The 18,644-nt window shown below is 58.5% G+C and carries 24 protein-coding genes and 1 tRNA gene; 12 read left to right on the top strand and 13 right to left on the bottom strand.

Annotated elements, in window-relative coordinates; all coding sequences use genetic code 11:
* Positions 1-119 precede the first annotated feature (119 nt).
* The 3 genes from K0H48_RS02455 to K0H48_RS02445 are packed head-to-tail and all read left to right on the top strand — an operon-like array spanning position 120 to position 1,642.
* A complete protein-coding gene (locus K0H48_RS02455) occupies positions 120-401 on the top strand; it encodes a type II toxin-antitoxin system ParD family antitoxin (RefSeq protein ID WP_219266287.1) in 282 nt (93 codons plus the stop codon).
* Positions 398-712 carry a type II toxin-antitoxin system RelE/ParE family toxin gene (locus tag K0H48_RS02450; RefSeq protein WP_219266268.1) on the top strand — a complete coding sequence of 105 codons (315 nt, stop codon included), beginning with the start codon at positions 398-400 and terminating at the stop codon, positions 710-712. The genes K0H48_RS02455 and K0H48_RS02450 overlap by 4 nt, the downstream gene beginning before the upstream one ends.
* 51 nt (positions 713-763) lie before the next feature.
* The gene (locus K0H48_RS02445) at positions 764-1,642 is read left to right on the top strand and encodes a hypothetical protein (protein ID WP_219266267.1); all 879 of its coding nucleotides are present in this window, start codon (positions 764-766) and stop codon (positions 1,640-1,642) included.
* Between the two features lie 185 nt (positions 1,643-1,827).
* Here the strand turns inward: K0H48_RS02445 and K0H48_RS02440 are convergent, their stop codons facing one another.
* From K0H48_RS02440 to K0H48_RS02430, 3 genes are all read right to left on the bottom strand, one after another.
* Positions 1,828-2,853 carry a histone deacetylase family protein gene (locus K0H48_RS02440; RefSeq protein ID WP_219266266.1) on the bottom strand — a complete coding sequence of 342 codons (1,026 nt, stop codon included), beginning with the start codon at positions 2,851-2,853 and terminating at the stop codon, positions 1,828-1,830.
* Positions 2,854-3,002: 149 nt separating this feature from the next.
* Positions 3,003-4,232, bottom strand: coding sequence for a Zn-dependent hydrolase (locus K0H48_RS02435; protein WP_219266265.1), 1,230 nt, complete (start codon positions 4,230-4,232; stop codon positions 3,003-3,005).
* 13 nt (positions 4,233-4,245) lie between these two features.
* Entirely contained in the window at positions 4,246-5,565 is a 1,320-nt protein-coding gene (locus tag K0H48_RS02430; protein WP_219266264.1) for an MFS transporter, read from the bottom strand.
* A 156-nt stretch (positions 5,566-5,721) separates the two neighbouring features.
* Here K0H48_RS02430 and K0H48_RS02425 point away from each other — a divergent pair, with 156 nt between their 5' ends.
* The 5 genes from K0H48_RS02425 (at position 5,722) to K0H48_RS02405 (ending at position 9,397) form a co-directional block, all read left to right on the top strand.
* Positions 5,722-6,660: a LysR family transcriptional regulator gene (locus K0H48_RS02425; RefSeq protein WP_219266263.1), complete on the top strand. Its 939-nt coding sequence runs from the start codon at positions 5,722-5,724 to the stop codon at positions 6,658-6,660.
* A gap of 187 nt (positions 6,661-6,847) precedes the next feature.
* A complete protein-coding gene (locus K0H48_RS02420; RefSeq protein WP_219266262.1) occupies positions 6,848-6,994 on the top strand; it encodes a hypothetical protein in 147 nt (48 codons plus the stop codon).
* A gap of 6 nt (positions 6,995-7,000) precedes the next feature.
* Positions 7,001-7,417: a type II toxin-antitoxin system YafO family toxin gene (locus tag K0H48_RS02415; RefSeq protein WP_219266261.1), complete on the top strand. Its 417-nt coding sequence runs from the start codon at positions 7,001-7,003 to the stop codon at positions 7,415-7,417.
* A gap of 121 nt (positions 7,418-7,538) precedes the next feature.
* Complete coding sequence (locus K0H48_RS02410; RefSeq protein ID WP_219266260.1) at positions 7,539-8,360, top strand: SDR family NAD(P)-dependent oxidoreductase; 822 nt, start codon at positions 7,539-7,541, stop codon at positions 8,358-8,360.
* A gap of 17 nt (positions 8,361-8,377) precedes the next feature.
* The gene (locus K0H48_RS02405) at positions 8,378-9,397 is read left to right on the top strand and encodes an AraC family transcriptional regulator (RefSeq protein WP_219266259.1); all 1,020 of its coding nucleotides are present in this window, start codon (positions 8,378-8,380) and stop codon (positions 9,395-9,397) included.
* A 2-nt stretch (positions 9,398-9,399) separates the two neighbouring features.
* Here the strand turns inward: K0H48_RS02405 and K0H48_RS02400 are convergent, their stop codons facing one another.
* The 4 genes from K0H48_RS02400 to K0H48_RS02385 all read right to left on the bottom strand — a co-directional run bounded on the left by K0H48_RS02400 (position 9,400) and on the right by K0H48_RS02385 (position 11,809).
* Positions 9,400-10,167, bottom strand: a complete 768-nt coding sequence (locus K0H48_RS02400; RefSeq protein WP_219266258.1) for an anti-sigma factor — start codon at positions 10,165-10,167, stop codon at positions 9,400-9,402.
* Entirely contained in the window at positions 10,164-10,661 is a 498-nt protein-coding gene (locus K0H48_RS02395) for an RNA polymerase sigma factor (RefSeq protein ID WP_219266257.1), read from the bottom strand. Before K0H48_RS02395 ends, K0H48_RS02400 begins: the two co-directional genes overlap by 4 nt.
* A 197-nt stretch (positions 10,662-10,858) precedes the next feature.
* Positions 10,859-11,410, bottom strand: coding sequence for a cytochrome b (locus K0H48_RS02390; RefSeq protein WP_219266256.1), 552 nt, complete (start codon positions 11,408-11,410; stop codon positions 10,859-10,861).
* A 144-nt stretch (positions 11,411-11,554) separates the two neighbouring features.
* Positions 11,555-11,809, bottom strand: coding sequence for a hypothetical protein (locus K0H48_RS02385; protein ID WP_219266255.1), 255 nt, complete (start codon positions 11,807-11,809; stop codon positions 11,555-11,557).
* Positions 11,810-12,085: 276 nt separating this feature from the next.
* On the opposite strand from K0H48_RS02385, the gene K0H48_RS02380 reads away from it, so the two are divergent.
* Complete coding sequence (locus K0H48_RS02380) at positions 12,086-12,952, top strand: DUF6216 family protein (RefSeq protein WP_219266254.1); 867 nt, start codon at positions 12,086-12,088, stop codon at positions 12,950-12,952.
* Between the two features lie 355 nt (positions 12,953-13,307).
* Entirely contained in the window at positions 13,308-14,534 is a 1,227-nt protein-coding gene (locus tag K0H48_RS02375; RefSeq protein WP_017137346.1) for an MFS transporter, read from the top strand.
* A 74-nt stretch (positions 14,535-14,608) separates the two neighbouring features.
* On the opposite strand, the gene K0H48_RS02370 is transcribed toward K0H48_RS02375, so the two are convergent.
* Positions 14,609-14,893, bottom strand: a complete 285-nt coding sequence (locus K0H48_RS02370) for a DUF3077 domain-containing protein (RefSeq protein ID WP_219266253.1) — start codon at positions 14,891-14,893, stop codon at positions 14,609-14,611.
* Between the two features lie 536 nt (positions 14,894-15,429).
* Here K0H48_RS02370 and K0H48_RS02365 point away from each other — a divergent pair.
* Both K0H48_RS02365 and K0H48_RS02360 read left to right on the top strand, forming a co-directional pair.
* Positions 15,430-15,669 carry a type II toxin-antitoxin system RelB/DinJ family antitoxin gene (locus K0H48_RS02365; protein WP_026013721.1) on the top strand — a complete coding sequence of 80 codons (240 nt, stop codon included), beginning with the start codon at positions 15,430-15,432 and terminating at the stop codon, positions 15,667-15,669.
* Positions 15,659-15,946: a type II toxin-antitoxin system RelE/ParE family toxin gene (locus K0H48_RS02360; protein WP_219266252.1), complete on the top strand. Its 288-nt coding sequence runs from the start codon at positions 15,659-15,661 to the stop codon at positions 15,944-15,946. The genes K0H48_RS02365 and K0H48_RS02360 overlap by 11 nt, the downstream gene beginning before the upstream one ends.
* 69 nt (positions 15,947-16,015) lie before the next feature.
* Here K0H48_RS02360 and K0H48_RS02355 read toward each other — a convergent pair whose 3' ends face one another.
* From K0H48_RS02355 to K0H48_RS02335, 5 genes are all read right to left on the bottom strand, one after another.
* Complete coding sequence (locus K0H48_RS02355) at positions 16,016-16,465, bottom strand: DUF86 domain-containing protein (RefSeq protein WP_200430632.1); 450 nt, start codon at positions 16,463-16,465, stop codon at positions 16,016-16,018.
* Positions 16,455-16,850 carry a nucleotidyltransferase domain-containing protein gene (locus K0H48_RS02350; protein ID WP_219266251.1) on the bottom strand — a complete coding sequence of 132 codons (396 nt, stop codon included), beginning with the start codon at positions 16,848-16,850 and terminating at the stop codon, positions 16,455-16,457. The genes K0H48_RS02355 and K0H48_RS02350 overlap by 11 nt, the downstream gene beginning before the upstream one ends.
* Before the next feature lie 119 nt (positions 16,851-16,969).
* Positions 16,970-17,059: transfer RNA gene (locus K0H48_RS02345), tRNA-Ser, on the bottom strand.
* Between the two features lie 83 nt (positions 17,060-17,142).
* Complete coding sequence (gene purC / locus K0H48_RS02340) at positions 17,143-17,856, bottom strand: phosphoribosylaminoimidazolesuccinocarboxamide synthase (protein ID WP_017137340.1); 714 nt, start codon at positions 17,854-17,856, stop codon at positions 17,143-17,145.
* Positions 17,857-17,883: 27 nt separating this feature from the next.
* Positions 17,884-18,642: an MBL fold metallo-hydrolase gene (locus K0H48_RS02335; protein WP_219266250.1), complete on the bottom strand. Its 759-nt coding sequence runs from the start codon at positions 18,640-18,642 to the stop codon at positions 17,884-17,886.
* Positions 18,643-18,644: the final 2 nt, after the last annotated feature.

Genomic DNA, 18,644 nt, shown 5'->3' with positions numbered 1-18,644 from the left:
ACCCCTACCTATTTTGGATTGATGATGAGACGCCGGACACCGACATCGGTCAGTTGCTCCTTGCAACACGCCAATGGTCGAGTAGGATTGAATCCTACCCATTACTCGCGGGCTTCGACATGCGCTCAACTCAGCAAATGAGCATTACCTTGCCACTCGAGATGGCCGCGCTGGTCAAAGCCAAGGTCACCTCCGGTGAATATGCGAGCGAAAGTGAAGTGATACGCGACGGCCTCAGGGCGCTGATGGCCCGTGATCGCGCTATGGAAGACTGGTTGCGCGACCAAGTAATCCCAGCCGCCACCGCTCTCGAGGCAGACCCTGACCGAGCGCTCTCCACCGAGCAGGTTCGCGAACACATGGCAGCCAAGCGCCAGCGAACAGGCGCAAAAAAACCGTGAGCTATACGGTAGCCTTTGCGCCTGAGGCGTTAGCCCAACTGGACGCCCTCGAAGACTACATCAGCAAAACCGAATCCCCCATTGTTGCAGCACGTTTTATCGACAACATCATCAGCTACTGCGACAGCCTTAGCGTGTTTCCGCTTCGCGGCAAATGCCGTAACGACCTGCTGCCCGGCTTGCGCATCACCCATTACCGGCACACCACCGCCATCGCATTCAGCGTGTCCGCCGAGACTGAAACCGTGTCGATCCTGGGCGTGTTTTACGGCGGCCAGGATTATGCCGCCCAATTTCAGACTCACGGGTGAGAGCAGCCCCCACGGCCACCCACGGCATGCCCAAAAAACAAGGAAGAAAAAATGACTGACACCCCAAACCCGCGTCGACCTTTGCGATGGGGGTTAAGCCTGACCGGGTTGCTGGCTGTTGCGACCCTGGGCTTTTTCGCCTGGCAAAGCTTCTACCCCGTCAGCGCTGCAACGGGTTGGAGCGTGCAAACCGTGCACCGTGACGTGCCCAAAGCCGCTTCGTTGATGCCGATGCCGGATGGCTCGCTGATGATCAGCCAGGAACTCAATGACGCCAAAGGCAGCATCGTACGCATCCATCCCGACGGGCGACGTGACGTGGTGGTGGGCAGCCTGTCCAAGCCCGATGGCATGTTCGCCACCCACGGCGGCTGGGTGTTCAGCCAGGAAACCGGCGACGCCCCGGTCAGCTTTCTCAAGGACGGCGTGGTGACCGAGCTGTTTCGCGGCGAAAACGTACAGGGCTTGTGGGTTGAAGGCGACGATCTCTACGCCATAGAAGACCGCAAGGACAATGGGCGGCTATTGCGATATCGCTGGAGCGATCAAACGCTGACCGTGGTGCGCGACAAACTTCACGAAGGCGAGTCCATCACCCGTTGCACCGATGGCCGAATGCTCTACACCGAAAAGAAGAAAGGCGTAGTGCGCGAGCTGACCGATGACGGCAGCGATCCGGTGGTGCTGGCAGGGTTGAACAAACCCACGTTTTTGATGTGCGATGAGCGGGGGTTGTGGGTCAATGAAGATTCGACGCACCGCGCAAGGTTGTTGTTGATTGATAAACAGGGGCGGCAACAGACGATTTTGTCGTTCCTGAAGGCGCCGCAGTCGATTGTACCGACGGATCGTGGCACTTATCTGCTGGCGGAAGGCGGGAGGAATCGAGTGTTGGAGTTGACGCCTGCGACTCGCACGCTGTCGCCTTAAAGTTTTGCAGTACGGGCCAATTTGAATGCTCGCAAACCTGTCATAAATTGAACAGGACACTTCTTTCGCAACACCACCTCTCGCCAGAGTGGGTTGGTGTTGCGAGAGGGGCAGGTCGTCACCTATGAACGGGTAAGAGAGTGGATGGCCGCCAATATCGAGATTGTGGAGCAGCCGACGCTGAATTAGCGCTTCCAGGCCTGCGGGCTGCGAAAAAACGCCTGCGCATTACTGTCCAGCGTCTCCAGGTGATACCCACCTTCCTGCACGATCACGCACGGCAGCTCCAATGCGCGAATGCATTCGCCCAACCGCGCAAAACCTTCGCGCGTCACCGCGACTTTGCTTTGCGGGTCCAGCTCGTAAATATCAAAGCCCAGGGACAACACCAGCACGTCTGCGGAAAAGGCCTTCACTGCTGCCAGGGCCAGTTCGAGCTGCTCAAAAAAAACCGCTTCACTGGAACCGTGGGCCATCGGCAGGTTGAGGTTGAACCCTTCACCGGCAGCGCTGCCGCGCTCGTCGGTAAAACCTGCAACGCCAGGGTAGAAGTTGGTGGGGTCACCGTGGATCGACACATACAACACGTCATCGCGCTGGTAGAAAATCTCCTGGATACCTTGGCCGTGGTGCATGTCGGTATCAAGCACCGCAACGCGCTGGAAACCTTCACGTAACACCTGCGCCGCCACGGCTGCATTGTTGATATAGCAAAAACCACCCGCCGCATCGAAACGCGCGTGATGGCCCGGCGGGCGACACAACGCGTAGGCGGCCGGTGCGCCGTCGAGGATGTCCTTGGCGGCGGCGACAGCACTTTGCGCCGACCAATAGGCCGAGCGCCACGTGAGTTCGCCAATCGGGCAGCTGCCATCCGCCAGGTAGCGCGCCGCCTGGGCGAGGACGCCGCGCAGGGCGTTGGGTTCGCGCACAAAGATGTTGGACATGACTTCGTCGCCCCAGTCTTCGGGGATTTCCTTCCAGCGCTGGTGGGCTTCCTGAAGGAAGGTCAGGTAAGGCGCACCGTGTACGGCGAGCAGTGGTTCAAGACCGAAGTCTGACGGTTGCTGAATCTCAAAGCCCAGACTCTGCGCGGCCACCAGCAAGTTGCGGGCGCGCTCGGGGACTTCCTGCGGTGTACGCATCTGGCCACGGGAGTAATAGCTACGCGGGTGGTGCAAAAGTTGTTCAGGATGAAAGAAAGTACGCATGGAGTGCTCCTGGCTGAACACCGAACCTGTGGGAGCTGGCTTGCCTGCGATGGCGGTGTATCAGTGCCAGAGATGTCGACTGATAGCCCGCTATCGCAGGCAAGCCAGCTCCCACATTTGAATCCGGTGTGGCTAGTAAATGTGAGTCGTCAATTAGTGCGGCCGGCGCGTTGCAGCACGGCGTTAAGCAATACATCGGTGCCCTGGCGCACGTCCTCGGGCAATACATCTTCGGCTTCGTTATGGCTGAGGCCGCCGACACACGGGATAAAGATCATCGCCGTCGGGCAAAAGCGAGCCAGGTGAATTGCATCGTGACCGGCGCCGCTGACAATGCGTTGCTGGCTGTAACCCAAGGCATCCACCGACGACTGCACACAGGCGACACACTCGGTATCGAATGGCGTGGCCGGGCTGATCCAGTGAGGGCTGATAGTGACCGTCAGGCCACGCTTCTCGGCAATCGCCTGCAAGCGCGCACGCACTTGTTGCTCCATGGCTTCAATGTCGGCATCGCGATGATGGCGCAAGTCGACGGTGAAGTTCAGCAAGCCGGGAATAGTGTTGCGCGAGGATTTGGCAATGCTCAACTCACCGACGGTGGTCAGCCCTTCGGGGGCGAAATCCGTCGCCAGGTTTTCCAGGGCCTGGATCATTTTCGCGGCGCCATACAGGGCGTCTTTACGCAATGGCATCGGCGTGGTGCCAGCGTGCGCAGCCATGCCTTCGACCCGTACATCGAGCCAGCGAATCGCCTGGCCACCGGTGACCACGCCGATGCTCTTGGCGTTGTCTTCAAGGATTGGGCCTTGCTCGATATGCGCCTCGAAATACGCATCCACCGCACCACCCAAAGCGCGCTCACCGTTGTAGCCGGTGGTGCGCAACGCTTCGGCCACGCTGACACCGTCGACATCGGCTGTAGCCAGCGCCTGTTCCAGCGCAAGAGCGCCGGTGAATACCGCCGAACCAAGCATCGCCGGCGTAAATCGGGCGCCCTCCTCGTTGGTCCACACGGCAATTTCCAGTGGTTTGCGGGTCTGAATGCCATGGTCATTGAGGCTGCGGATCACTTCCAGACCCGCCAGTACGCCATACACGCCATCAAAGCGCCCGCCTTCGGGCTGGGTGTCGAGGTGGCTGCCCATCATCACCGGGGCCGCATCCGGGTCGGTGCCGGCGCGACGGGCGAACAGGTTGCCGATGGCGTCCACGCTCAGGCTCAGCCCGGCGGCAGTGCACCAGTGGCTGAACAGCTCGCGACCGGCCTTGTCTTCAGCACTCAAGGCCAGGCGGCAACTGCCGCCACGCGCCGTGGCACCGATCTCGGCCATGTCCATCAGACTGGCCCACAGGCGCTGGCCATTAATCTTCAACATTGCAAAACCTCCCTTAAACACCCTGTGCCATTTCAAGCCGGTGCGCGGTGGCATGGCGGCGTGACAATGCCAGCACGCACACCAACGAGACCGCCGCGATCAGGCTGTAAAACACTGCCATCGGCCACCATTGGCCCTGATATTCATGGGCCAGCCAGGTGCCGATCAATGGCGTCAAGCCACCGGCCAGCGCACCACACACCTGGTAGGCCAACGAGATCGCGGTGTAGCGCACGCGCGTCTCGAACAGGCCGCTGACAAAACCTGCGATGACGGCATAAAACGACGCCATGCACACCACCGCCAAGGCGATACCCAGGATGATCAACGGCGCCTGGCCACTGCTGACCAGCACGAACATCGGGTACGGCGAGGCCATCGCCAGCACCGTCATGGCGCAGAGAAAACGCGTAGCGCCGACCTTCTCGGCGACCCAGGCGGCCAGTGGCTGTACACAGAATTGGATGATGGCGACAACGAACAGACATTCCAGAATCAGCGAGCGCGGCAGGCCCAATTGCTGAGTGCTGTAGGCAATCATGAAGGTGTTGGTGAAATACACACCGGCGATGCCCAAGGTATTGGCACCGATGCACAACAGCAGTGGACGCCAGGCAGTTCTCAGCACTTCGATGACGGGCGCCTGGTCTTTCTTGATCGTCCGCGCCTTTTCGGCGATGGCTTTGTCTTCCAGGAACTCGGGCGATTCATTGACGCCCAGGCGAATCGCCAAGCCGACGATCAGCAACAGCGCACTGGCCAGGAATGGCAAACGCCAGCCCCAACTGAGCAGGTCTTCTTCCGGCAACCGCGTGACCGCACTGAAGGCCAACAGCGACAGAATCAAACCTGCCGGGCTGCCGAGCTGCGCAAAGGAAGCGAAGAAATTGCGCCGGCCTTTAGGCGCATGTTCGCCGGCCATCAACACCGCCCCGCCCCACTCGCCACCGACGGCGATGCCTTGCACCACGCGCAGCAGGACCAGCAGCACCGGCGCCGCGACGCCGATCTGTGCATAGGTAGGCAACAAGCCGATACACACGGTGACCACGCCCATCATCACCAAGGTGATCACCAGGGACTTTTTGCGCCCGATACGGTCACCGATATGCCCGAACACAATGCCGCCCAGCGGCCGTGCGAAGAAGCCCACGGCAAAGGTGCCGAAGGCGGCCATGGTGCTGAACAGCTTGTCTTCGGAGGGGAAAAACAGTTGGCCGAACACCAGCGCAGCGGCGGTGGCGTAGATGTAAAAGTCGTACCACTCGATCATGGTGCCGATAAAAGCGGCGGCGGCAGCACGGCGCGGCTGCGGCGAAGCGGATGGCTTCATGGGCGGGCTCCTTTGGTTATTTTTTTGGCAGGAGAAAGTCAAACCGATGCGCTCTAGGGGCGCTTGTTAAGGGTGATTTATCGTCGCGGGGCTATGATTAGTCAATTTTCTATTTATTATTCAAATTATAAATCCTGCTTATTATCGAGCGATTGCATGCCCGAGACGCGCCGCGACATTCACCCGCTGCTCAACGACCGCCTGGACTGGAACCTGCTGCGCACCTTCCGCGTGATCGGCCAGGAGCTGAGCATCAGCCGCGCCGCCGCGCGCCTGCACCTGACTCAACCAGCGATCAGCCAGGCGCTCAAACGCCTTGAAGAACAACTCGACTGCCAACTCATTGCCCGCCGTGGCCCGCGCTTTGTACTCACCGAAGCCGGTGAGCAGATTTTCGCCATTGCTGGCGAGATCTATGGCCAGGTTTCGCAGATGAGCAACGCCCTGCAAAAGCCAGGCGATGAAGTGATCGGCAAAGTGCGCCTGCTGATGATCAGCCGCATCAACTCGGACACCTTCGACGACTTCCTCGCAGGCTTTCATCGCGAGCACCCACGGGTGGACCTTGAAGTGGAGGTGATGCGCAGCTCGGACATCGTTGCCGCCCTGCTGGAAAAAACCGCGACCCTGGGCTTGAGCCTCAACCGTCGCCCACAACCACGCCTGGAACAGCATCTGTTTTTGCGCCAGCGCTATGCGTTTTTTTGCGGCAAACACCACCCACTGTTCGGGCGCACCGGGTTGGCCGAGGGCGATTTGCAGTCGGAAAACTTCGTCAGTTTTACCAGCGACCAGATCGGCGGCATGTTGTCGCCGCTGACGATTTTTCGAGACCAGCAAGGCTTCAGTGGGCGCATCGTGGCGTCCTCATCAAGCCTTGAAGAAGTGCGCCGGCTGGTGATTGCGGGCTACGGCCTGGGCTGCCTGCCGATCCATGTGGTGGCCAACGATGTGCAGCAGGGGCTGCTGTGGCGGCTACCGCCGGATGAAGGGATTGCGGATGTGGATATTCATCTGCTGTGGAATCGGGAGCAGAAGATGAGCCGGGCGGAAACGGTGTTTATAGAGTGTCTTTTGGCTCGATTGGCGCAGTAAAAACACCTGCCGTGTATTTAGAGATTTGCCTGACGCTCTTACCAGACGCGTCCTTCCGTGAAGACCTTGAAGGGGTGCCGAGGCAGCGCATACAGTCTTGTGAGCCAGCGCATGAAGGCGCTGTTTGATCAGTAATCACTATTCACTTAAGCTGGACGCCATGAACACACATCCTTCGGAGGCTCCGATGGCCACCACCAAAAAAGTCGACAAGTCGCGCAAAAAGGCCGTCAGCGAAGAGCTGACATTCCTTGATGTTCGGCAAGCCGCGCGTGATGGTCAAAAAGTCTTCGACACCTATGTGATCAGGGGCAAGTTTCCAATCTCCAAGTAGGATTGAATGCCCGCCGTCAAAATCTCCCCGCTGTTCCTAACAATCAATCGCTGGGAAAATTTCGCCGCACACTTTTTCAACTACAAAGTGTGCGGCGAACTCCCCTCTATCTTTGGTCGAGATGAAAGCCTCGACCTTAGCGACATGCATCATATCCACTTGGCCGGCACAGCTCGGACACAAGTCCAATGGGCCAAGATCAAGCGTCAGTACTACCGCACAAATACCTTGAATGACCCACAGAACGACTTCTGGTTTATTTACGCGTATGACGATTATTGTGACAGTTACCTCCTGCTAACTATCATGGGCCCGGATGCGCACAGTCGTGCCGAGTGGGGATCGTTTCGGACAATCCATAACGATGTGGTGACGCCGTGGATTTTGGGGCGCATCGCCTTTCCAGATTTTGAAGACTACTGACAACCTAAATTGGCGCCTTTTGCAAGTCACTTGGCGCCTTCCTGCTAGTGCCCTAAAAACCGCCATCGACCATCCTTCGTTCACTGGCTGCAACAGCCATCCCACACGAAGAGGTGTTCACATGTCCAAAATCTGGTTTATTACCGGCAGTTCCCGTGGCCTGGGCCGCGCCATCACCGAGGCCGCCCTGCGCGCCGGTGATCGTGTGGTTGCCACTGCACGCAACCCGCGCCAGCTGGATGATCTGGTCGCCGAATTCGGTGATGCGGTTTACCCGCAGGCTTTGGATGTGACCAACCACCAGCAGGTGGTGCAGGCAGTCGACGCCGCTGTGGCGCACTTTGGCCGCCTGGACGTGGTGGTCAACAATGCGGGTTACGGTGACTTGGCGTCGGTTGAAGATGTGACCCTGGAAGATTTCAAGGCGCAGATCGATACCAACTTTTACGGTGTGGTGTATGTGAGCAAGGCCGTGGTGCCGGTGCTGCGTGCCCAGGGCAGCGGGCATATCTTTCAGGTATCGTCGCTGGGCGGGCGGATTGGCATGGCGGGCCTGGCGGCTTACCAGAGTGCGAAATGGGCCGTCGGTGGGTTTTCAACCGTGCTGGCGCAAGAAATCAATCCGTTCGGTGTGCAAGTGACGGTGCTGGAGCCGGGCGGCATGCGCACGGATTGGTCAGGCAGTTCCATGACCATCCCGACCATCAGCGCACCTTACCAGCAAAGCGTCGGTGCGCTGGTTGAACTACTCAACTCCCCCGGTATTCTGCCGACGGGCCCGGCGCGGGTTGCCGAGATTGTGCTGGAGCTGGCCCTGAGCAAGGACGCGCCGTTGCGCCTGCTGATCGGCAGTGACGCGGTACAGTACGCAGCGCGGGCAGCGGCAGACCTGGCGGCCAGTGACGAAAAATGGCATGACCTGAGTGTGTCGGCCTCGAATTAATTAGAGATAGGTGCTGCATGCCTGACGCACGCCAACCGCGTTTCAATATCCCGGACGTTTTCTGGCAAGCCCTGCGAACGATCGGGCTGGAACCCGCGACGGTGTTGCGTCAGGCGCGCCTGCCCGTAACGCTCAACCTTCGTGAGCGTCGCGACAGGCGCCAGGTCAATACCGAGGAATTCTTCCGTTTGTGGGAGGCCGTGGGCGTACTTAACCACGACCCGGCGGCCGCCGTGCGAATGGTCACCCAACTGGACAGCAGCACCCTGCCGCCTTCCAGCTTTGCGGCGTTTATAGCCCGCGACTTTCGCGATGGCTTGCACCGTCTCGCGCGCTTCAAGCAGCTATGCACACCCGAGCGTGTACGGGTAATCGAAGACGGCGATTACTGCACCGTCACTGTCGACTGGCTGCGCACCCAGCAGCAGTCACCCACGTTGTTGATCGATGCGGCCTTTGCAACGTTTGTGGAGTTGGGCCGGCGTGGCTCGGGGGTACACATCACGCCGCGCAGTGTCGAGTTGGCCCGGCCTGCGCCGGACAATCACGCTCTGGCTGACTTTTTTGGCTGTGCTGTGCGCTTTGGTGCCGTGCGTAACGCAATGGTGTTCGACATCGCCGATCTGGAACGGCCGTTCGCCAGTCACAACCCCGAACTGCTCGACCTGTTGAACCCGGCCCTGGTCGCGGCCTTGGCCGAAGCGACGGCAGCGGCCACCATCAGCCATCAGGTCAAGGGCGCCCTCAAGCGCATCCTGGCCAGCGGTCGCCCGGAGATGGTCGAAGTAGCCCGCGAACTGGGCATGAGTGAGCGCACATTGCAGCGGCGTATTAACGAAGAAGGCAGCAGTTTTCGCCAACTGATGCTGGAGACGCGCCAGGAGGTTGTGCGTCATTTGCTGAGCGAGCCAGGTATCGAAATCGAGGAGATTGCCTGCCTGCTCGGTTATGAAGACACCAATTCGTTTTACCGCGCCTTTCGCACCTGGGAAGGCACCACCCCGGCGCGCTGGCGAGCACAGCAGACGACTCACTGAGGTCAGCCCAGCAAGCGCCGCTCTACGCCACTGGCCATGCGCTGCAAATCCTCAACCGGGTTTCGCCCAATCAGCATGAAAGCGTGCGCAGGATTGGCCCAAAACACCACGTTCATGCCTCGGCGCTGCTCGGTGGCCAGCGGCTGCACGCCCTTTTTACTGGCGGTGATGCACAGCGCCAAAGGGCCGTGGCGTGGGTCGAGGTAGGTGAGCTGGCCAATCAACACGCCGTCATAGTCGAGGATCTGCGCCCGTCGGAACTCGGCGCCAGGCAGGCGCACGGACTCAGGCGATAACGACACGCCCAGTTGTGCGCCCACGGCGGTCAACTGGGCCGTGTGGGAGGCCGGGTCAAGGCTGAGATTTTCCAGAGTGTCGGGCGTGTACAAGGCCATGTATTCGGCCACCGAGGCCCGCCAGCCTTGGCCGGGTTCAGCACGCTGCCAACCCATGAACAGGCGATCGGCCGCCACGCCGGCCACCGCGAAGCTCGCGGCCACGGCAAGAAAACGCCGACGGCTCCAGGCTTGGCGCGGCGCTGGTGGCAAGGCGTTGAGCATTGCGTGCAGGCGCTCAGTCGGGGCGTGTTCCAGCACCGCGTCGAAGGCGACCTTGAACGGCAAGTCGGCGCAGCGCAATGTGTTCAGGCGTGCGGCAAGCGCCGGGTCAACGCTGGCCTGGTCGGCGATCCGTTGATGTTGGTCGGTGCTCAGTTCGCCGTCCAGATAGGCCACTAGCTGCTCATCGGACGGGGTGTCGGTGTGGCTCATCGCCGTTCTCCGTTGGCTTTATCCTGCTGGGCTGTTGGGGAGGCCACTTCGGCCAGCTTCAAGCGGGCGGCCGCCAGCCGGCTCATCACCGTGCCCATAGGTAACTGCAGGATTTCGGCAATTTCCTTGTATGAAAGCCCTTCGACATACGCCAGAAATACGGTTTCTCGTTGCGCTTCGGGCAAGCCGTTAACGCGCTTGATCACTTGCGCAGCCAGGACTTGCTCCTGTGCCTGGCTTTCACCATCAAACGACAATGCCTGTTCGGCATCGACGAATCCCTGCCCTTGGCGCACCCGTTGCGAGCGCAGTTCGTTGAGCCAGATCGAGTGCATGATCGCCAGCAACCAGCGATCCAGCCGCGTGCCCGCCACGAATTGCCCGGCACGCTCCAATGCCCTGACGCAGGTGGCTTGCACCAAATCTTCGGCCAGGTGCTTTTGTCGCGACAACACCCACCCGTATCGCCATAACCGTGGCAACAACAGGCCCAACTCGCGGCGAAACTCAGCGTCCCGAACGATGGCGGCCTCCTGCCGATGGGTTGATGGCGTTCAAGCCTGTGGCGCAGCGGCGATGGCTGCGGCCAGGCAAGCGCCGAAGAACAGCGCGGTGCGGTAGGTAACGGGGTGTTGGTGGCGAGCCTTCATGGTTGTCTTACTCCGTAACGATAGGGGGGGAAACATCACTGTTAAAGCGCATTGCGTGAGCCCGGCAGCATGCGGCGTAAGGTGCTGTCGCCCAGCACGTAGTGATGCCAGAGCGCAGCAACGGCATGCACGCCCGCCAGCAGGATGATCGCCCAGGCCACATTGTTATGCAGGCCGCCAAAGGTGCCCCGCCAGGCATGATCGATCACAAAAGGCGCGGGCACGGTAAACAGTCCGAAAAAACTGAAGGGTTCACCTTGAGCCCAGCGAAACAGGAAGCCCAACACCATCTGCGACACCAGCAACAGATACAGGCAACCATGCGCCAATTTCGCCAGCAGGTTAAGCGCTAAGTGACTGTCGGCGTTGGGCCGATTGCCGCCGAACACACGCCACACAATCCGCGCGGCAACCAGCAGCGCCATGGCGATACCCAATGAGATATGCACCGATTGCAGGCCCTTGCGCAGCGGCGTGCCCTTCTCCAGGTTTTCCCAGATATGCGCACTGGCAAACATGAAGATCACCACGGCGGCGGTCAGCCAGTGGAAGCTGCGGGTGAGGCGGTCGTAGCGGTCGGATGCTGTGTTCATGGGCGTTTCCTGGGTGGTCTGTGGAGTGAACACCGCAGTGGCGAAAGTTATTCGGTGAGGGGCGAATAATTTTTGCTAATCGGGAAACGAAAAAGCCCCGTTGCTGATTCAGCGACGGGGCTTTTTTATGCGGTTTTTTATGACTCAGTTGCCGCGCTCTTTGTTGGCTTGAGAGAGGACCGATGCCGCCAGGGACTTGGTTTCCTCACTGTATTTATCGCTTTGAAGGGCTTTGCCGGCTTTTTCCTCCATGTGCGCGCTCGTTTGCTTATCAGTACCGGTCTGGGACAGCGCCGACGCGGCCAGGCTTTTGGCGATGGCCGAGGCGTTTGGGTTATTCAAGGTTTCGGCGGCCAACGTCGCCATAGTGCCGGAAGTCTTTTTGGTATTTTTGCTCACGGTGCATTTCCTTTGCGTTTGAGGGGAAAGCCTACGAGTGAATAACTCGTCGTCAGAAGATAGTGAGTTAAATATTCCTTCGCAACGAACTGGCTGTAGCCTTTGTTTTTAAAGCACGTAAGAAAAGTTTCAGAGTTATGTAGTACCCACCCAACTCGATGTTCAGCGCAATGATAAAGTTTGAAAAATCGCCTTGTTTTTATTAGATTCTCGCCCGGCCAGCGACAGCGACTTCGCTGACGCGCGGTTCTCTAACAACCTTCAAGGATGACCTGTATGTCCCAACCTGTACTCAACGACAATATCGTCACATGGACATTTCAAAACTACGCCGCCATCGTCGGGCTGCTCAGTGGCCTGGCAATATGTGCGCTGGTTTTGTACATCTACTCGCGCTCGGGCTCGTTGATATTTCTGCGTGACTTGATGTGGCGGTTTTTTGGTGGCTCGACCACGTTTGAAAACCCAAAATATGAAGCCACCCGCAAAGACCTGCGCGAAGTTGAATATTATCGGTTCGAATTCAATATCCCCGCGCAAAGCCTGGAACACGCGCGGCAGGCCGATAAATGGATCACAGATAACCACTTCAGTTACAACGATGTGGCCAGGATCAGAAAGTACATTGACTGGAAAGACTTCACTCAGTTGTCGCTTAAAGAGGCAATGTTCTCACCCTTCAAACGTAATTGGTTTTTGGGTTTGGGCGCCTTCTTCCTGGCCATTATCAGCATCACTCCGCCATTGGCCGACTCCAGCTACCTGATGGTGTCGTTGAAAAAAGCCACGGATGTACCGTCTTTTTATCTTTCGGAAAACAACGCCAAATTCCACTTCTGGCCCAGCGAAACATTATCGGTCGATGAGTGCAAATCACCGACAGCGCTGGAAAAGTTCTATAACGAGGACTTCTCTGAAGGCACCATCAATACCATTTGCACGCTATTTCTTTCGCCCACCTACGCTGAAAACGTAAAGACCGGACTGAAAGAGCAAAAAGGCTTTTTGCTGTTCATCGCCTGCCTGTCGATATTTGCGGTCTTCTGCATCTTGACCAAGCTCTCGCGTTTGGGCGTGGCCCGCAAACTCCATGATCAGATGGCAGCGCAGAGCAGCAATGCGCCAGCAGAGACCACCGCTTAACGGTAAACACTGTCTCTGTGGCGAGCAGGCTTGCCCTGCGTTGGGCGGCAAAGCCGCCCCATCCCAGGCGCCGAGTGCCAGGAGTAAAATCACGGTGGCAGGTTTTAGGGCCGCTACGCAGCCCAACGCAGGGCAAGCCTGCTCGCCACAACAAGCCTGCCCGCCACAAGGCTACTTGCTATAGCAAGCCGGCTCACCGGCCATCAAGGCCGCCCCAGAGCGTCGAATCGATTGCACTGATGGTTATTATCGAAACGAGCGCCTGTGTGATTGCCAGCACCGGTTCCTATAATCGCCTCCACTTTCCCTCCCCTTCGCCTGGCTTCAGGCGACATTCCTTCTGGAACCCAAGACCATGCCAAGCCCCAGCCAGGCCCACAGCGGCCGTCCCGAACATAATCAACAAAGTGTCAAACAGCAGTGGCTGGCGATTCTCTCGGTCGCCGTAGGTGCCTTCGCCCTGGTCACCAGTGAGTTCCTGCCGGTGGGCGTGCTCAACGACGTCGCCAGCGACTTGGGCATCAGTGCCGGTCACGCCGGCCTGATGGTGACCCTGCCCGGCATCATGGCCGCCCTCGCCGCGCCTTTGCTGTCAGTCATCATTGGTGGCATGGACCGTCGTTACCTGCTGATCGGCCTGACGCTGATCATGATCATCGCCAACACGGTAGTGGCCTACGCCAGCGACTTCAGCCTGCTGCTGTTCGGCCGTGTCCTGCTCGGCATCAGCATCGGCGGCTTCTGGGCCACGGCGATTGCCCTCAGCGGACGCTTGGCGCCCAAGGGCGTGGGCGTAGCGAAGGCTACCTCGATCATCATGATGGGCGTGACCCTGGCCACCGTGCTGGGCGTGCCCGTCGGCACCTGGCTCAGTGGCCTGATGGGCTGGCGCATGACCTTCCTGGTGACCGCGATTGTGGGCGTGCCGGTGCTGCTGGCGCAGGTGTTCCTGCTGCCGCGACTCACGCCGGAAAAAGCCATCCAGATCCGTGACCTGCCGGCCTTGTTTATCAACCCACAAGCGCGGGTCGGCTTGATCGCCGTGCTGCTGATCGGCCTGGCGCATTTTGCTGCCTACACCTATGTCGCGCCGTTCTTCAAAAACAGTTCCGGCTTCGACGGCCCGACCATCGGCTCACTGTTGCTGCTGTATGGCGTGGCCGGCGTAATGGGCAACGTCTTTGCCGGTTTCGCCGCCAACCGCAGCGTGCGCCACACCCTGCTGCTGGTCGCGCTGATGATCGGCACCAGCACCGCGCTGTTCCCTCACTTCGCCACCGGCATGACCGGCGCCGCGATGCTCATCGCACTCTGGGGCTTCGCCTTCGGCGCCTTCCCGGCCTGCGCGAGTATCTGGATGTTCGTGGTCGCACCTAAGGATGTGGAACGCGGCATGCCGCTCTTCGTTGCCCTGTTCCAGGTGATCATCGCCTTGGGTTCGTTCTTTGGCGGCCGGATCGTGGACCAGATGGGCAGCGCAATGCTGTTGAGCCTGGCCACGGCGCTGGTGGGGCTTGGGTTTGTGACCGTGCTGGTGTTGGGGCGTAATGTGAGTAATAGCTTGGCGGCGCAGCCTGGCTGATACGACTCAGTAACCACTAAAAAGCCTGCTGAGCATTGAGTTCGGCAGGCTTTTTTTGTTTCAGGAATAGAGGGTTAGTTGCCTGGTTTATCCGTTGGGACATGACGCTCAAGTGCAGCGTCCACCAGTTCCTGAGCATTCTCGATCAATTGCGCCAGGCCCATGATCACGGGTGACTGCGTGCTGTCCGGGTCTTCGGCGCACTGGTAGGCGGTTTGAAGGGCGGATGCGAGGATTTCGGAGGCATTGGCCAGGGCTTCTTCGGTGCCGACGTCGGCGCCTACGTGGAAGATTTTGCGAGGTTCACCGTCGGAAGCGGCATTGAAAGCGTCGGTCGGGTTGGGGGTGATCTTTTTCATGATGTAACTCCACGTTATGAAAAGGAGCTACCACTCCCTGCTGTCAAACAGGATTAGGTGGCAGCTGTACGCGGGTTGACAGACCGGAAACGTGGAAACCCGGCGCACCCGAAGGTGCCCCACGCACAGCCGCCATAACAAATGGGCACAGACAAGAATCTGGAACCAGTTTGGGGATGCACAGAGATCGCACGTTATTCGGTCTGTCAAAACCGGTCGCCATGAGGGCGACGGCGGAAGGTTAGCGTCCTGCCTTGACCAGTGCAAGCCCGTGCCGAAGCAGCGAAGCCAATGCCACCGCTAATCACGCCTTTGGAAACGCCCAGTAATGAGTGTTCCCACAATGAAGCTTGTGTACCCAAGCCTCTGGGCTAGCCTCAGAAAGATCGCTGGTGTGCTGAGGAGCTTCTATGACACATGGACATTGTGATGCTGTAACAAGGGAGTATGCCAACGCCATACGTCCCGACAGGCTTGCCAATAAGCCCCTCTTGATCCACTGTAATGACCAATGTCATTACACGAAGATCTTTCCTATGGCGACTATAAGCATCCGTATCGATGACGACCTGAAAGCGCGCGCCTATCTCGAACTGGAAAAGCTCGGCGTTACGCCTTCCGAGTTGATGCGCCAAGCCCTGCAATACGTGGCGGACCGCGGCCAACTTCCTTTCAAGCCCGTTCTGATGACTGAGGAAGATGAAGCGTTGATGGCCACCGTCCGGGAACGATTGGCATCGCCTCAACGGGTAAAGGTTTCTATAGATGACCTATAGCCTTGATTTCGATGCGCGTGCATTGAAGGAGTGGCAAAAGCTCGGCGACACCATTCGTCAGCAGCTCAAAAAGAAGCTGGTGGAAATCCTGAACAACCCACGTATTGAAGCAAATCGCCTGCATGACCTGCCCGACTGCTACAAAATCAAGCTACGCAGCAGTGGTTACAGGCTGGTTTATCAGGTGATCGATCTGGAAATCACGGTGGTGGTGGTGGCCATTGATAAACGGGAGCGTGAACAGGCTTATCGTAAAGCGGGCGAGCGTTTGAGCTAGCAGTAGATCTGACATCCTTCGAAAGATTGCGCTCGAACAGAAAGCCCACGGGGGCCAAGTCAAGCTCGGTCAAATGAACCCAGTATCTGTGACTACCGCTGACTGCCCTGCATCCTTAGTCAGGATAAAGGCGCTAAATGCCAGAAAATCACCTAAATGCTGAGTGATGATTGCAACAGTGATCGGCAACTGAAGCGTTTGATACTCATGCACTGCGATATTGCGGAAACCGACCATGTTTTTCAGGTTGGTCAGCAGAGACGATTGGACCCAACCGCCTCGTGATAGCAACTCAAACACGTCCCGGGCGCCCTGAGGTACACCCAGTCGTTCACGTCGAATTAGATGCTGCCCCATATCCAGAGCGGCCTCACACGCACGCTGAATATTAAGAATCGCCGCATCCTGACGGGTGAAGTCAGTAGCGAAACTGGCGGGGTCCTTGTCGTATTCCTCGCGAGCGCGAGCGACACAACGCTCAATACTCGACGCTTTGTTGATGAGCACATCATCGACCATGCACTTTTCCTTCCTTCTGGATATCGGCCAGCAACCCTGCCCTTGCAGTGTCCAGCTCGGTTTTTTCGCTGAGAATGTAACTCTCGAAAATACCTGCCTGGCTGTCCTTGCTCCAGAGCCTGCGCCCTGTTGTTATGACTTGATATTGCATGACGGTAGACGCCGCCCGCAGGTCGAGTAGATCGACGGGCACCGCCACGATGTCAGCAAGCTCTCCAGCTAACCGCCACAACAGCAGCGGGTCAACAGAGCCCGCAGCAAGCACTGCCAAGTCCAGATCGCTGTCAGCATGTGCCTCGCCTGTCGCCTGACTGCCAAAGACATAAACCGCCATCAGATCAGGAATACCGACCATTAAGCGAGCCAACACTTGCTCAACATTCATGTTGCGCCCCACGTGTCATCTGATGAATGACCGTAGCAGAAATCACTTCGACATTTCTGCCCCAAACAAAAAACCCCCAACAACAATTAAGTTATCGGGGGTTTTTCGTTATTCAATAATGGCGGAGAGATAGGGATTCGAACCCTAGGTACCGGTGAAGGTACAACGGATTTCGAATCCGTCCCATTCGGCCACTCTGGCATCTCTCCAACGGCGCGCATGATAACAGTGTGTTTCGCGAAAGCAAACCAAAAAATCGATTTTTTTCCGTGCTATCAGATGCTTGCGTCGATTACAGCGGTACGCCGAGACGGTTGGCGACTTCTTCGTAGGCTTCGATGACGTCACCGAGGCCTTGGCGGAAGCGGTCTTTGTCCATCTTCTTCTTGGTGGCTTTGTCCCACAGGCGGCAGCCGTCCGGGCTGAATTCGTCGCCCAGGACGATGGTGCCGTCATGGAACACGCCGAATTCGAGTTTGAAGTCGACCAGCAGCAGGCCTGCGTCGTCGAACAGCTTGCTCAGCACGTCGTTGACCTTGAGGGACAACTCCTTCATGCGTACCAGTTGCTCAGCGGTGCCCCAGCCGAATGCCACGACGTGGGATTCGTTGATGAACGGGTCGCCCTTGGCGTCGTCTTTCAGGAACAGCTCGAACGTGTAAGGGTTGAGCTTGAGGCCCTCTTCCACGCCCAGGCGCTTGACCAGGCTGCCGGCGGCGTAGTTACGCACGACGCATTCGACCGGGATCATGTCGAGCTTCTTGACCAGGCACTCGTTGTCGCCCAGCAATTTGTCGAATTGGGTCGGAATGCCGGCCGCTTCGAGTTTCTGCATGATGAAGGCGTTGAACTTGTTGTTCACCATGCCTTTGCGATCAAGCTGTTCGATGCGCTTGCCGTCGAACGCCGAGGTGTCGTTGCGAAACAGCAGGATCAGGCGGTTGGCGTCGTCGGTCTTGTATACCGACTTGGCTTTGCCGCGGTAGAGTTCTTCACGTTTTTCCATGATGGGCTCCGCTTGCTAAATGGTGGGCTAGGCGATGTGTCGCCAGTCGAGCCCTGAATCTTGATCGGCCAGTTGCAGCCAGTCCGGGTCGCACCCGAGGGTGTCGACAAAACATTGCCGCGCAAGCGCCGGCAGGTTGTTCTTGCTGCTCAGGTGGGCCAGGACCAAGTGTTGCAAGTCTTGCCAGCCCAACTCATACACCAGGTACGCCGCCTGGTGGTTGTTCAAGTGTCCCAGCTCGCCGCCCACCCGCTGCTTGAGAAAGTAGGGGTAATGCCCACGTGCAAGCAGGTCGCGGCAGTGGTTTGACTCGATCATCAAGGCATCGAGGTCACGGTAACCGTCCAGCACCTTGGAGCAGTAGGAGCCCAGGTCGGTGAGCACGCCGAAACGCCGCTGGCCGCCACTGAATACATACTGCGTCGGTTCCTGGGCGTCGTGCGCTACGGCAATTACATCGATGCTTAACGCACCGACCTGCAGCGTCTCGCCACCGGCCAGGAAGCCTGCGGGTTCTATGGGTTTGCGCATCCCGCGCAAGGTGCCGCGACTGAGGTACACCGGAAGATTGTAGCGCCGAGACAGCAAACCCACGCCATGCACGTGGTCGGCATGTTCGTGGGTCACCACAATTGCGCTCAGCTGCGCGGGGTGAACCCCCAGGCGCAGCAGGCGCCGCTCGGTTTCTTTTAACGAGAAACCACAATCCACCAGTACATACGTGTCGTCATGTGCGACCAGCGTGCCGTTCCCTTGGCTACCGCTGCCGAGAACGGCAAAACGCATCG

It is taken from the genome of Pseudomonas sp. Xaverov 259, from assembly GCF_019352915.1.
Classification (GTDB): domain Bacteria; phylum Pseudomonadota; class Gammaproteobacteria; order Pseudomonadales; family Pseudomonadaceae; genus Aquipseudomonas.
The sequence above is the reverse complement of the archived record's forward strand: the minus strand, read 5'-3'. Positions and strand labels throughout refer to the sequence as shown.